Source organism: Paradesulfitobacterium ferrireducens (assembly GCF_017310645.1).
GTDB classification, from domain to species: Bacteria; Bacillota; Desulfitobacteriia; order Desulfitobacteriales; family Desulfitobacteriaceae; genus Paradesulfitobacterium; species Paradesulfitobacterium ferrireducens.
In genome coordinates this window covers 16,703-29,012 of record NZ_JAFLRH010000038.1, presented here as the reverse complement: position 1 = coordinate 29,012, position 12,310 = coordinate 16,703, and the positions used below count along the sequence as shown (strand labels likewise).

15 protein-coding genes and 2 pseudogenes are annotated in these 12,310 nt (G+C 42.3%); 1 reads left to right on the top strand and 16 read right to left on the bottom strand.

The genetic code is table 11. From position 1 onward, the window contains the following. Positions 1-590, bottom strand: a 590-nt coding sequence (locus J0X21_RS12655; protein WP_206812571.1) for a phage major capsid protein, incomplete at its 3' end; no start/stop codon positions are given. Positions 591-629: 39 nt separating this feature from the next. Further along, entirely contained in the window at positions 630-1,499 is an 870-nt protein-coding gene (locus J0X21_RS12650) for a phage portal protein (protein WP_206812570.1), read from the bottom strand. Between the two features lie 8 nt (positions 1,500-1,507). Here J0X21_RS12650 and J0X21_RS12645 point away from each other — a divergent pair, with 8 nt between their 5' ends. Further along, positions 1,508-1,681 carry a hypothetical protein gene (locus J0X21_RS12645; RefSeq protein ID WP_206812569.1) on the top strand — a complete coding sequence of 58 codons (174 nt, stop codon included), beginning with the start codon at positions 1,508-1,510 and terminating at the stop codon, positions 1,679-1,681. 117 nt (positions 1,682-1,798) lie between these two features. Here the strand turns inward: J0X21_RS12645 and J0X21_RS12640 are convergent, their stop codons facing one another. The 14 genes and pseudogenes from J0X21_RS12640 to J0X21_RS12575 form a co-directional block, all read right to left on the bottom strand. Further along, a complete protein-coding gene (locus J0X21_RS12640; protein WP_206812568.1) occupies positions 1,799-2,239 on the bottom strand; it encodes a HEPN domain-containing protein in 441 nt (146 codons plus the stop codon). Further along, positions 2,223-2,543, bottom strand: a complete 321-nt coding sequence (locus tag J0X21_RS12635) for a nucleotidyltransferase domain-containing protein (protein ID WP_206812567.1) — start codon at positions 2,541-2,543, stop codon at positions 2,223-2,225. Before J0X21_RS12635 ends, J0X21_RS12640 begins: the two co-directional genes overlap by 17 nt. Before the next feature lie 167 nt (positions 2,544-2,710). Then, positions 2,711-3,531: pseudogene (locus tag J0X21_RS12630) on the bottom strand (terminase TerL endonuclease subunit); the annotation flags it as partial. 545 nt (positions 3,532-4,076) lie between these two features. Further along, positions 4,077-5,321, bottom strand: coding sequence for a DUF4153 domain-containing protein (locus J0X21_RS12625; RefSeq protein WP_206812566.1), 1,245 nt, complete (start codon positions 5,319-5,321; stop codon positions 4,077-4,079). A 2-nt stretch (positions 5,322-5,323) separates the two neighbouring features. After that, positions 5,324-5,557: a helix-turn-helix domain-containing protein gene (locus J0X21_RS12620; RefSeq protein ID WP_206812565.1), complete on the bottom strand. Its 234-nt coding sequence runs from the start codon at positions 5,555-5,557 to the stop codon at positions 5,324-5,326. Positions 5,558-5,567: 10 nt separating this feature from the next. Continuing rightward, on the bottom strand, positions 5,568-6,047 hold the full coding sequence (locus tag J0X21_RS12615; RefSeq protein WP_206812564.1) for a DUF2975 domain-containing protein: 480 nt from the start codon (positions 6,045-6,047) through the stop codon (positions 5,568-5,570). Positions 6,048-6,510: 463 nt separating this feature from the next. Next, on the bottom strand, positions 6,511-7,038 hold the full coding sequence (locus J0X21_RS12610) for a putative immunity protein (RefSeq protein WP_206812563.1): 528 nt from the start codon (positions 7,036-7,038) through the stop codon (positions 6,511-6,513). 114 nt (positions 7,039-7,152) lie between these two features. Continuing rightward, positions 7,153-7,797 carry a plasmid pRiA4b ORF-3 family protein gene (locus tag J0X21_RS12605; RefSeq protein WP_206812572.1) on the bottom strand — a complete coding sequence of 215 codons (645 nt, stop codon included), beginning with the start codon at positions 7,795-7,797 and terminating at the stop codon, positions 7,153-7,155. A gap of 5 nt (positions 7,798-7,802) precedes the next feature. Beyond that, positions 7,803-8,375: a hypothetical protein gene (locus tag J0X21_RS12600; RefSeq protein WP_206812562.1), complete on the bottom strand. Its 573-nt coding sequence runs from the start codon at positions 8,373-8,375 to the stop codon at positions 7,803-7,805. A gap of 52 nt (positions 8,376-8,427) precedes the next feature. Then, positions 8,428-9,819 carry a DUF6884 domain-containing protein gene (locus J0X21_RS12595; protein ID WP_206812561.1) on the bottom strand — a complete coding sequence of 464 codons (1,392 nt, stop codon included), beginning with the start codon at positions 9,817-9,819 and terminating at the stop codon, positions 8,428-8,430. Positions 9,820-9,851: 32 nt separating this feature from the next. Further along, positions 9,852-11,012: a DUF4268 domain-containing protein gene (locus J0X21_RS12590; protein WP_206812560.1), complete on the bottom strand. Its 1,161-nt coding sequence runs from the start codon at positions 11,010-11,012 to the stop codon at positions 9,852-9,854. 207 nt (positions 11,013-11,219) lie between these two features. Further along, entirely contained in the window at positions 11,220-11,564 is a 345-nt protein-coding gene (locus J0X21_RS12585) for a TIR domain-containing protein (protein ID WP_236006243.1), read from the bottom strand. Between the two features lie 12 nt (positions 11,565-11,576). Beyond that, complete coding sequence (locus J0X21_RS12580) at positions 11,577-11,957, bottom strand: RipA family octameric membrane protein (RefSeq protein WP_206812559.1); 381 nt, start codon at positions 11,955-11,957, stop codon at positions 11,577-11,579. A 130-nt stretch (positions 11,958-12,087) separates the two neighbouring features. Beyond that, positions 12,088-12,310 (bottom strand): annotated as a pseudogene (locus J0X21_RS12575) (YdbC family protein).

Sequence of the window (12,310 nt, the reverse complement as noted above, 5' to 3'; positions counted from 1 at the left end):
GTGAGCTTTCGTAAGTTGAGCTCCATTTGCCGGAACTTGGGCTTACTTCCGGTTAAGGCATCCGCTTCTCCTTCCCAATAGGCCTGGATCCCACCCCAGCGGGATCCGTTTTTGCGGCTGGTTTCATCGACGCCGTTAATTTTCATGGAGTTGGCGGCCGTACTTAAAGGAATTTTGTTGCACTTGCTGGCTAATACGCCGGTTTCGTAGGTCCGTTTAAGTAACTCCTTGGTAAAGTCCTCCTCCACCAAGAAACCGCCGTCGCTGCCTACGGATTCATTAAGTCCCGAAGCCGCTTTAATGGAGAGTCTGGGATCAATCGTCCCACCGGGTTTGGCCGCTTCCACGACGGCGCGCAGCTGTTCCCCGAAAGTCGCAAACTTTCTTTCGTCCTTCGATTTGGGTTGGGCATACACCGGAGGATTGACCGGGGTATTGACCATTTCCATAATCTTCTCTTTCTCCAGTCCTGTTTTGGTTTCATAGGTTACTAAGATGCTCTCGTCGATTTTGTCCATATCATCGGCCAGTTTTCTGAAATCGTTGGCGTTTCCCACCCCATATGTCCAGGCCTTGTGAATCATCATCATGGCGTTTCGGCATATACACAATGTCGCCGGCCATGGCAATCACCGAAGCAATGCTGGCCCTCGCAGGAGATTTTCCACTTTGAACTCAATATAAAACCCCGCTTTTCGTTCCAGCGGGGATAACAGTTGCATTTTGATATTTTCTTCCCAGCGTTTGAACCAGGGGAGCATGGTGTACATGACGAACTCCAGACTCTGATGCTCAATATTATTGTTCGTGGCCCGGTCAAGATTCTGAATGAGGTGAAGCGGTACCCGGTAAATCCGAGCAATATCTTCCAGTTGAAATTTCTTACTCTCGATGAGCTGGGCGTCCGCGTGCTTGATCATGAGTTGGGTAAACTTCGCCCCGCCTTCCAGGATGATGGGTTTCCCGGTGTTCGCCAGCCCCTGATAACTCCTCGCAAAGTCCTTCTTCAAACGCTCATAGGCTTGCTCGGCAAGGGTGCCTGGATATTCAATCACCCCGGAGGAATTGGCCCCGTTTTTATAAAAGTTGGTTCCGAATCGCTCGTAGGATAAACCGAGCTTAATGGCAGAAGAAACATATTCAATGGGAGATAATCCAACCACTCCGTCCATACTGAGCCCGGAAATATGGAAAACTTGATCCCTCGGCAGATCCAGTTGTTTGGTTCCGTCCCTGATTTTATAAACCAATCTGCTCGTGGTGGGATCGCGAGTGATGGTCACCTTGGGCCACTCATAAGGGTAAAGACCCACGAGATCACCATATTTGTTGACTAGCTTTTGGCTGACCGAGTTCCCGCCCAGGTTAAGAGCCACCATGCAGCTTTCTTTGAAGTTAAACGGAGACATTTCTTCGTTGGTCTGGTTATGAAGAACGTCATAGACGGCTAAATCATTTCGCGTCTCCCGGTCTCCGTTCTCCTGCTTTCGGTAAAGCATAACCGGAGTTGCAGCGAGCTTTCGGAAAGAACCCTGACACAAGCAAAAACAGCCGTGTATTTCATGGCTTTTTGAGAGTCGACCTGGCCTGGATGATTGATGTCGGGCACGTCTTCACCGGCAAGGAAACGTTGGATATAATCATCGAAGCCCTGACCGAAGAGGAACTTTATCCGTTGTAAGAAGTGCAAGTTTTTGTCACCTCCTCAGCTTCAACTTTCTCAAAAAGGCATAAAAACAGCCCATACTGTTTGGTACAGGCTATAATTGGCCTTCTTAAACATGTATGGGTAATTAATCTAAAAAGCTTCGTATTTGGTATCAAAGTGGCGCAATATATGCTCATTTGCTAAAAAAAAACTGGTACTAACATCGAGGACTTCCGTGGCTATTGCTACTGCTTTTTTGGCATCCTCGCTTGAAGCTTCCGGCCAATCTCCAGGATAACGAGATTCCACACTCCATTCAGTTAACCACGTTAAATCAAGACTTTCAAACACTGTACTCTCATTTTTCGGCAATTTTTCGGTTATTGCATCAAGGTCATGAGTTTTTATTACATTCAATCCTTTTAATACTAGAATAGCTTTCAAGGCTTTTTCAGCACTTTGCTGGGCCAGAAAACAAGCGGTTCGAGGAGCCACGTCATCACGTGAAAGAATTACGGACGCTGCCTGTAAATCATTTCTCGCATACTCCAACCAGCGTAATGCCAGTTGTCTATTACTCGATTCGCTCATAGACGACTTTCCCCTCTCGTAGTGCGGTTCCGTAAAGATATCCGGGTAAATCTCGTTTTTCCTCGATCTCTTCTCTTGTAGCGACAATAACGTCTTTAGGAACACCGAATCCCTTTAGTTCTCTTCTAATGGCTACTTGGATATCTCTTTTGGAGCCGTTATAAGAGGTAATAACCAAAAAATCAATATCGCTATCTTCGGTGGCTTCATTACGCGCCCAAGAACCAAAGACAATAATTTTTTCTGGGGAGAAAGAATGTACAATTCTCTCCGTCATGGATTGAACGATATGCTCCGTAATCATTTTTCGATCACCCTTAATTTCTTCCGTTTGTTAAATTATACCATGTACTAGCTTATTAAAAAAGCCCTAATTGCTATCTCTCGCTCCAGACACTGCAGCTCGAATTGAATGCACATTATCCTACGACTGTTCATTATTTCATTCGTCGTCTCTATCATACTCTTTCTTTAAAGTATTAACAGCCCGCGTTTATCATAAATGTTTCCATGATCCAAATGTCGGAGCGCTCTATCTAATGCCATAATTAAAGCGACAGCACCGTCAATACGCTCGGTTCTTTTTTCTTTGTCCGGCTTTATGTTTCCCGCGGGATCCGTTTTCACATAGATGTTATCCATCATCCAACGCAGCACCGGGTTCCCCCCATGGGCGATTTTTTTCTCCAGAGTTAGCTTCATTAATTCCTTCGAGGGCGGAGATATATCCTTGTATCCTTGGCCAAACGGCACAACCGTAAATCCCATACCCTCTAAGTTTTGCACCATTTGCACAGCTCCCCAGCGGTCGAAGGCGATTTCCTTGATGTTGTATTTTGTCCCAGCTCCTCGATAAAGGTTTCGATAAATCCGTAATGAACAACGTTTCCCTCGGTTTTTTTAAGAAAGCCTTGCTTTTCCCAGATATCGTAGGGAACATGGTCCCTCCTAACGCGAAGATGTAAATTATCTTCGGGAATCCAGAAATACGGAAGAACAATATACTTCTCCGCCTCTGTCCTTGGCGGGAATACCAATACTAAGGCCGTGATATCCGTGGTACTGGAAAGGTCAAGGCCGGCGAAGCACTCCCTGCCTCTCAGGGAGTCAATATTGATCGTAAAGGCACAGTCATCCCACTTTTCCATCGGCATCCAGCGAGTGCACTGTTTGACCCATTGATTTAGCCTTAGCTGCCGGAAGATATTCTCTTCCGCCGGATTTTCCTTGGTGCTCAAATAGGCGTTTCTTACTTTTTCGATATCAATGGTATACCCCAAGGATGGATTGGCCAACCTCTCCTGTTTTCTTTCCCCGCCCACGGAAGCATATCCGTTTCCTCCCAAAAGCTAATAGAGCCTTGCGGTGCACGGCTTTATGGGTTGTGTTTTCTTTTGAGCGACACTGTCACTCGATTTGATCCATCCATCAAAACTCTATATTTTAGAGGGGGTCGTTTCCCCCTAATTACATATACAAATACGCAAAACCCTCCTTCTTTACGCGTATTTGTTTAATTCTGCGTAAAAGTGCGACCCCCTAAACAAAAAGTTCCCTTGAATCATACGTCCAAGGAAACATAAAACACACTAGCAAATTATCCCAAAACCCTGAAAACCGCTGATACCAAGCTACTTCCGCTCTATCAAGACGACTGTCTCAACGTGCTTCGGACTGTAAAAAGCAAGCAAAAGAAAACACTGGATATGTTACCACAGTCAATTCCGGTGTATTCGGTATCCTGCATTATTTCAATCATTTCATTGCCAATCCTTTATTTATTGCTTCCTGAACGATCTAATGGCAGCAAACTCCCATTGGATTCTTTCTAATGAACCTAAAAAATTAAAGGAAAAGTAAATGTAACAAAAGCTGCCCAAAGCCCGTAGACCGGCAAATACTTAGTAACGGCATCCTGGATCGTTGAAAGTCCGGTTTTGTTTCGCAGATAACGCATAGAGGAGAGCATAACCCAAATCAGATTGGCCCAGATAAGTATGTTTACACCTAAAACAGCAACTCTGTTGGGCGTAATCCCGAAAGAAGAAAGCCTGAACAATATGGCTGATAAAGCCACACTGTCAATGAAAAGAGCAAGAACAATCAGGGCAAAATTTATATAATCGGAAATGTTCTTTTTCTCGTCTGTGCCACTTTCGGTAATGGAGAATATGGTGACGGCCAATACACTGAGGAGTATTCCGTTGAAGGCTAGGAGGAAATCACGGTCCAAGAATGGATTTTTTCCGACCAAAATAGCCGTTATAAGATAGACCAGCAATGTAGCCAGCACAAGAGGACTAAAAATTTTGGCTATATATGGCGCAATATTTTTAGCAAGTTTAAGGTTCCTTGATACCAGGTATGCAGCTACAACAGCGAGAGTCGCAGCACCAAATACAACGACATTTTTAAAATAGAATTCCTTTATATCCATGCCGACAAACCTAAATAACTGCGTGGTTAATGCTGTCAGCAGCATTCCGCTGATTGCCATAATGACGTAGAGAATTAAGAATTCCCCATTAAACTTAAGATAAGCTAATCTTCTACTGCCTAAACCATATTCATTTCCTGTAAATGCAAGCCCCAATAATACCCATAAGAAAACGGGGAGATGCATATAAGCCAGGATAATACTGTCTTTATGCTCCAAGGGCAGCATATTAAGATAAAATCCGGCGATTAGGAATAACGATGCAAGGGTGCAAAGAATATTTTTTTTCGGGGTATTATTGTATACAAAATAGGCAGCAATAAAGGGAATTATGCCAAAAACAAGGTTAATAGGGGCTATTGCCTGCTGTTCGGCAAAGTGCAGAAGTATTCTGGTGCTTACTCCGGCCAAAATCGCTAAAAGGCCCATGATTAAGAAATCTTTCCGGAGCCAGGGAGCTTTATCTGTACCTGCCGTCTCTTGGAAATACAATCTTTCATGCCAAACGGCAAGAACCTGCGAATCGGGGTTTTGTCTCCAAGCGTCTGAGAATGCCTTTTTAAAACCTTCGGGGTCTTTTCTAAACATTCGCTCCAGCTCACGGGGGTTAGCCATATTTTCAATAATCGGATTGCCGGTATCCATGGTTATACCTCCCTTTCTTCCTGATTGTCTTCGTCACTTTTGTATTCCAAAATATCTCCGGGCTGACATTGCAGAGCCTTGCAAATCCCCTCCAGTGTGGAAAACCGAATCGCTCTTGCCTTGCCGTTTTTCAATATGGAAAGATTAGCCATCGTTATGCCAACCCTCTGCGCAAGTTCTGTGACGCTCATTTTCCTTTTGGCCAGCATCACATCGATATTAATTGTAATCGCCATGTAATTCACCTCAGATCGTCAAATCGTTTTCTGATTTTATGTCTATGGCCTTTTTCAACAATTTTTGAAGAATAGCGGCAAAGACAGCAATCACCAGGCAGCCAAAAATAATAATCAAGCCGATCAGTATCATTCCCGGAGCGTCGTCTGCCTCTGCCATGAGATATAAGAGCGGCATAAATGCCACATATAAGCCACCGATGGTAAGGGCACAGGTTTTTATATTCTTTAACGCCTTTACGGATAAGTCCGAAAACGCCTGGTTCCTGTCAATATAACTCAATAGTTTTAAAGCCTGGTACAACGCTGCGAAAAATACTATCGCTGTTACATACAAACCGATTAAAAAGGGATATTGCAAAAAAGCCAACTTTGGATTCAATTCTGCAAAAAATTCAGCTATGCCAGGCAACAAATAAATACATGAAGCGAGGACAGGAAGCCCCATAAGGATGACAGATATCTTTAAAAAGAGTGTTTCTCGTTGCATAAAAGCACCTCCACTTATTGCTTATTGATTTGATTTTAACAAATTTTTATCGTTTATCAATAAATTATTATCGAATTTTAATTGTTTTTTATTGCCTATAAATATTTGGTCAAAAAAAAGCCCTCCCGAAGAAGTGCTTTTTCGAGTGGGTCAATTTTCAATCGGCCTTGATGCCATTATCTGTTCCTCGAGCATTAATAAATAGCTTGTTTAGCCTTTGAAGCAAGCCACTTCTGACCATTATTTATACAATATTTTAGCGGAAGGGCACAAAAATAAACAGTCTATTTCTTCCATTAAATGCATGCTATAATTAAATTAGGGAGAGAGTTCTGCCGACAGGTAAAAATCGTTAATTGGATTGCAAACTTTTTTGACCGTTATATATAATTTTACAAAACTGTCCATAACATCACCCCTAATCATTTTAACATCAAATGTCCCGGCCTCCGATGGCTCATACTCAGCATTTCCAGTCGATTTTCGCCGGGTTTGGTTCGTTCTCTACAGCAACGTCACGCAGCGCGTCATGCATACGTCCGCACTCGTCGGCAGCGCATTCCTCCAGCTGCGCCCATGGAACCTTTATTCCAAGCGTGTCATAGGCAACTGCTACCGCCCCGTATAGCGGCAATCCGATACAGTGCCTTGCTGAGTGGATAGTCGACGCAGATTGACCGATCGCCCTGGCAGCGGCTTGCGCAACAGGATTCCCGCCGGCTTCGTGCGCGGCCGTGTGGCACTCGAGGATTACCGTTTTCGCCTGCGGCAGCTTTATTGCTCCCGACAACCACTCCCTGCCGGCATTCAGTGCATTTTGCGGACGCAGGTCATCCGGATAGTACTTGCTCCACAGCGGCAAAATTACTCGCTCGGCATAATCAACTGCCCAATGCGCAAGCGTTGCCTTGCTCTGAGTTTCAATTAATTTCACCAGCGCCTGGAGATACGGCGCATCCCAGTCACTCAACATCTTTCGTGCTTTTGGCATACTCTCCCTCCAATCAGTGGATATTACGCGTTTCAAATAACCGTATCTTATGGCAGCAAATGTCCATTGGAACCTTAATTTTTTTCTTCAGAAATTTAACGCCGTTTTCTCCTGTCACCTTACTTTTTTGATTTTCAAGCATGTCTTGAGCAAATCATTCCTAAAGTCAATGTCAAATTCCCTGTAATGCTGGCTTTCTCCCCATTGCCGCATTGATTCATGTTCCGGGTACTTAGGGTCATTCCATGCTTCAAGGAATTCTTTATAACCGCCAAGGCCACCTACATCTTCCGGCGGACAAGCGCCCTCGCCCGCAAGTATTGTAGGGTAACCAAACTCATAATCTTCTATGGTTTTTTCCAGTTCAATTTTATGTCTCCAGTAGTCGCCAAAGTCGTAAATGTACTCTAGTGTCTTATATTTTTCCAGATAGTTATCAATTTTGACCGTCTGAGGCTGCCTGATAGTTGTTTCAATTATCCTGGCTATAATACCATGGGTATCTTCCTTCTTTGTTGGCTTTTTGCTTTTGTACTTGGCAGAGTAAAATTTAAATTCCTCATAGGATTCTTCGTCATTTGTAATTCTGAGTTTCTCTTGCGGGAGCTCAAACTCATAAAGATGATAATCCCGCCAACCCATTGAAAATTGTATTGTGTCATGCAGGAGTCTGAAGGTAACATCCGCCGGGATAACTACCCTTCTCCATATTAGCGGTTCGGAATCAATTAATTCAATTTTTATCTGAAAGGCTTTCATCACTTTCACCTGAATTCCTTTTCGGTTATTCTTTTTATCATCTTGCAGAATTGCTTCCATTCTTCCGGAAACTTATTGTTGCCATACTTTTTTACGGTTCTCCCGCTAGTAATTATTTCAATGCTCCATTGAGTACCATCACAGATTCCGGGTTCTATGTACCTGGCTTTCCAATTCAGCAAATCAATTTCTTTTAAACACTTAATGAATTCTTCTGCTGTTTTTGTTCGAATGTATCTTTTACTGGTTTCTTCAGAACCGCCCTCGTTGAACAGCCATGTAGTTTTAAGATTTGTCAAATCAATAGTTACACGATAATAACCACCGAAGTAACCACCCACTGATGCTTTAAGCCCTTTGATCTGGCCGTATGCGATGTCAAGTGCCTGCTCCCGGTTCCACTCATTGTTACAATCCTTGCAGTAGTATTCATGACTGCCCTCTATAATGCAGCAGCCGCCCAATTTTACTTTTCCGGCTTCGGCTTCCTGGAAAAGCTTAAAACTTGGCATGCCATATACAATTTTAACCGAATTCTTAGACCCGCATTTAGGGCACTTTTTATAATTAACAGCCACTTTTCCGCACCTCTTTTGCTAGCAGGAATTATTATTACGCTATTTCTCACCCTTATCTATTTCTGAGGTCATACCTGATTTTTATAGTCGAACTTTTACCGCTGGGAGTAGTATGTAAAACTTTATCGCCAGGCATCATTTTCTCATACATAATCCGGCATATCTGCGGCATCCTGTTTTTCATGCCCATCTGCTTATGAATATCCCCTGAAACCAAATCAATATAGTCTTCGCCTATCACCTTTGCTTCCTGCAACAATTTTTCTATGTACTGCCTTACATCATCAGCTGTTTTCCCTTGTGAACCCGTAGCTTCAACAGCCACCCTGACACTATCCTCTGCTCTTTGTACACGTGCTCTACGCCCCGTATTGTTTCTGTAACTATCGTTTCCAAATCTGGCAAGCCACTTAACCCGCTCTAATTCTTCATCAGATAAAGGTTGTCCCAGCAAACCCTGTCTATTCCAAAGACCGCTGCTTGCAATCTCCGGCATAGGGCTATTCAAACCAAGCCAATTGCTGCTCGGGCCAAATAATGGATGCCTGTTAAGTGATGCAATAATACCTTCTTCTAACCTCAACCGCTCAGCTTCTTCATCAACCGGAAAACAGACAAAGGTGATGTTGTCCCTTAAATATCGGCCAATTTTTGCCTCAAGTTCCGTTTCAAACTCTTCATTTATTAAGTGTCCATAGTTTCTTTCATTTGCAGAATTATGCATATCAATTTCCCACACTTGTAAATATGGATCCGAAGTCATTTTCAAAAAAGCACGACCGATATTTTTACGGAAAATACTGCCATCAGCATCCTCTTTCACAAAATGGTCTCTTAACCTTTTCAACAAACGGTCTTGACCCCGGTGGGTACCTATGCGAACTATTCTATCCATGCCATGGTAGCTTTCGCCCTTTTCAAACATGATGTATATACCATTTTGATAAGGAATCCGATTTATCATCGTCCAATCCAATCGCGACAGACCATTGAAAAGCATATGAAGAACTATCACTTTATCTGATTCGCTTTCAAGCCTAATCAGTCTCTCTAACTCCGGAATCCATTCTCCTTGCCTCTTGCCTTTGAGAGGAAGCCAAAAATGAACCAAATGGGGCAGCAGATTTTCTTGATAAACTTCGCCGGCCAAAACAATAAACTCATCGCGTTCTAAGTCGGAAACTTTTCGTAATTCGTTTAGCACCATGTCTCCCCATGCTCGCCGTTCCTGGGCACTTTTATCTTTTAAGGTTTCGTTATAAGGTTCAATAATCATATCCTCCGGCACTAAGCCATATTTTGCGGAAAGAATAAATATTTTATCTGTAACAAGCTTTGCCAAAGCATATGCCAACCGAAACCGCGGGCTTTCTGAATATAAGTCTCTTGCTGGGCATTTATATGCTTTTTTTCTGCTGGTGCATGAAATCAAAGCAATTCTCAATTTTTCTTCACTCCTGATATCACTAAATCCATTTACTTCTTATATTTCTTCAGATAATCCCTCAGAGCTTTTTCAAAACGCACCATACGTTCTGTTAGTTCTGGAATGATAAAATCCCAATTCTCCCTGTCATAAGAATTTTTGTCAATACTGGAGCTTATCCGGCTTGCCCTTTTATCATCCAAACGTTCCCAGGTTAATGCTTCTCCAAATACTGTTTCGATAGCCTCTTTGTTTTGATGCAAATAGTCGAACAGCTTCTTATTCTCAGCTTTTTCCCCTGTATCTATATAAAGCTCTACTCTTGCATATGCTTTTGAAATAGCGAATGTAAAAGGTACTCCCGCTATGCCCGAACCTGCATTTATCCAGTTATCTTTTTTCGGACTGATATTCTTAAACAACTCGCTTTTCTTGGCCATCTCTTTAAGCAAAGCTGTCCAGAATTCCAAGCGTAACGCATCGGAACTTTTCAATCTGTTCTCAATCATGATATCATCCTGGGCTTTTTCAGCCATTTTAATCACATAATCCTCAGCGTCCTTCATTGGTATAATCTGTTCGATATCAAGGAATAACTCGTCGTTTTTTTTATAAGGGGTTACCCGGAAACACTGGATGCGGATATTATAGTTCATAAGCCATAAAACAGTGGAAGTAACTTCTTTCCTGAATTTCGCAGCAACCAGGATAATTCGCTGCCCGGTGCCTTTGTTCAGCGAAATTTCATCGTATTCCTTCCCATAAAATTCACAAAGCTTTTCTTCCGCTGTTTCTCCGCTTCCACACCTGGTAAGATAGTCCTGAAATATAGCTCTGATTTCTTCCTTGGATAAGCTGGAACAGTAAGATGCATATTTCAAGGCCTGCCAGGTTACATCCCGACCGGAATCGTCCAGCTTGTTTTCAATAATCACCAAGTTGCCTTCTTTATCCAGCGCTAAAAGGTCCAGCCGTTCCCTGGTATCAGCAAAGCCGTCAAATTCTTTTTGAATAATGAGCAAATCTTCTCCAAATACTGCAGGTTCATTTGCCAGCCACTCCTGCAGATGTTCCCTTTCCTTAAACCCGAGTTCTGAAAAGGTTTTCTCTTCTATCTTTGCAAGCCGGTTATTTTTCTTATCGATAAGGTACATTATCGCTTTAATACCCCCTGAAAATAAAATAAGTGCACCTTTATTTAACAAGTACACTTAAATTATACCATAATTTTCATACAATTAGAGTTATTATAAATATATCCCTTACCTCAACCCCTGCCTTCAGAATAAAGAACATTTCCCCCGGCTACTCTTTTTATACTAGTCGTTTTCAATCAGGGAATAACTAATTGCTATAAAGAATATTTTCTAATTGCCTCAACAATCGACGCGGTATTCCATCCAACTACGGTTTTTGCACTATCCTGGACAATCTTCGGCACCACCGCATTGCCCCCAAGGCTTAACGCCAAAAATTGGCTTTTTGAAGCTTTTTGCAATTTCAATTTCAGCCTCAATCCATTTCCTGTAGGCTGCGTACATCCCCGCCAGTACAATCACAGCATTAACCGGCCTTATTTGATTTTGCAACGCAGCATAAAGTTGTGCATCTGTTTTAGCTTTCAATGGGTCATGTTCAGGTACACTATAATTTCGCCAGGTAAATAAAGGGGCTTGTTTTAACATATTCACCATTTTGTAATATTCATCATTATATGTCCAAGCATGACTGATAAATAAATCATAGATTTTTAAACTCGGCATAATAATCCCTCCCTAGAATAATAACTTTGCAGCAACTATCAGCATATAAATTATTGCAAACAGTACCGGTATAATCTTTTCAATATGAGATAATGGCCAATATGTACGCTTTCGTTTACCATTATCAAGTTTTACCCATTCATAATCGTAAAGAGCCAATGGCAGAAGTTTCTCTGTCTCATGCACTACTTTAAATTTTGCTGAATTGAGTTGTTTATAGCTGTGCAAAATCGAAAACCACGCAAATGATACTATTAGCCCGATGCCTGGCATTAACAGCCACCAAAAAGGCATTTCACTCTTAAAAAGCCCAAACACCGTTAGTAATGAGGTGTTTATCGTAATAAAAAATGAATTTGCCGTCATTCTTCGTTGGCTGACTCTATCAGCCATTTCAACCTAAATTTTGTATTGTTCCAAGATATGCTTACGGTATAGTTCCCCGTACTGATCTTTGTCATAATTTACTAGTTGTTTATCGCTCAGACTTACCACCTCCCTGTAAGTTAAATCTCTTTCATTCTCAAACTTCGATATCTGACAGTAGTTCTTTTAATGCCTTCAATTCCCTGTTTTGACAGAGTAACCCCTTTACCCATCTTTGAGTGGTCAGGAGACCACTCTCTGATGTCATACTTGGGTTCCCTGTCGTTCCAACTAATAAGATTTACCTCTTTACTCCATCCTTTTGAACCTTCGGAAAGCACGCCGAGGGTTTCTTTGATTTCGTATTTGATATCCGGCAT

Coding starts and splice junctions, on each gene's coding strand:
- J0X21_RS12605 (WP_206812572.1), bottom strand. CDS start 7,797: ATGAAAGCCTTTCAGATAAAAATTGAATTAATTGATTCCGAACCGCTA.
- J0X21_RS12610 (WP_206812563.1), bottom strand. CDS start 7,038: ATGCCAAAAGCACGAAAGATGTTGAGTGACTGGGATGCGCCGTATCTC.
- J0X21_RS12585 (WP_236006243.1), bottom strand. CDS start 11,564: ATGCCGAGTTTAAAAATCTATGATTTATTTATCAGTCATGCTTGGACA.
- J0X21_RS12640 (WP_206812568.1), bottom strand. CDS start 2,239: ATGAGCGAATCGAGTAATAGACAACTGGCATTACGCTGGTTGGAGTAT.
- J0X21_RS12625 (WP_206812566.1), bottom strand. CDS start 5,321: ATGGATACCGGCAATCCGATTATTGAAAATATGGCTAACCCCCGTGAG.
- J0X21_RS12650 (WP_206812570.1), bottom strand. CDS start 1,499: ATGCTTTACCGAAAGCAGGAGAACGGAGACCGGGAGACGCGAAATGAT.
- J0X21_RS12615 (WP_206812564.1), bottom strand. CDS start 6,047: ATGCAACGAGAAACACTCTTTTTAAAGATATCTGTCATCCTTATGGGG.
- J0X21_RS12580 (WP_206812559.1), bottom strand. CDS start 11,957: ATGGCTGATAGAGTCAGCCAACGAAGAATGACGGCAAATTCATTTTTT.
- J0X21_RS12620 (WP_206812565.1), bottom strand. CDS start 5,557: ATGGCGATTACAATTAATATCGATGTGATGCTGGCCAAAAGGAAAATG.
- J0X21_RS12635 (WP_206812567.1), bottom strand. CDS start 2,543: ATGATTACGGAGCATATCGTTCAATCCATGACGGAGAGAATTGTACAT.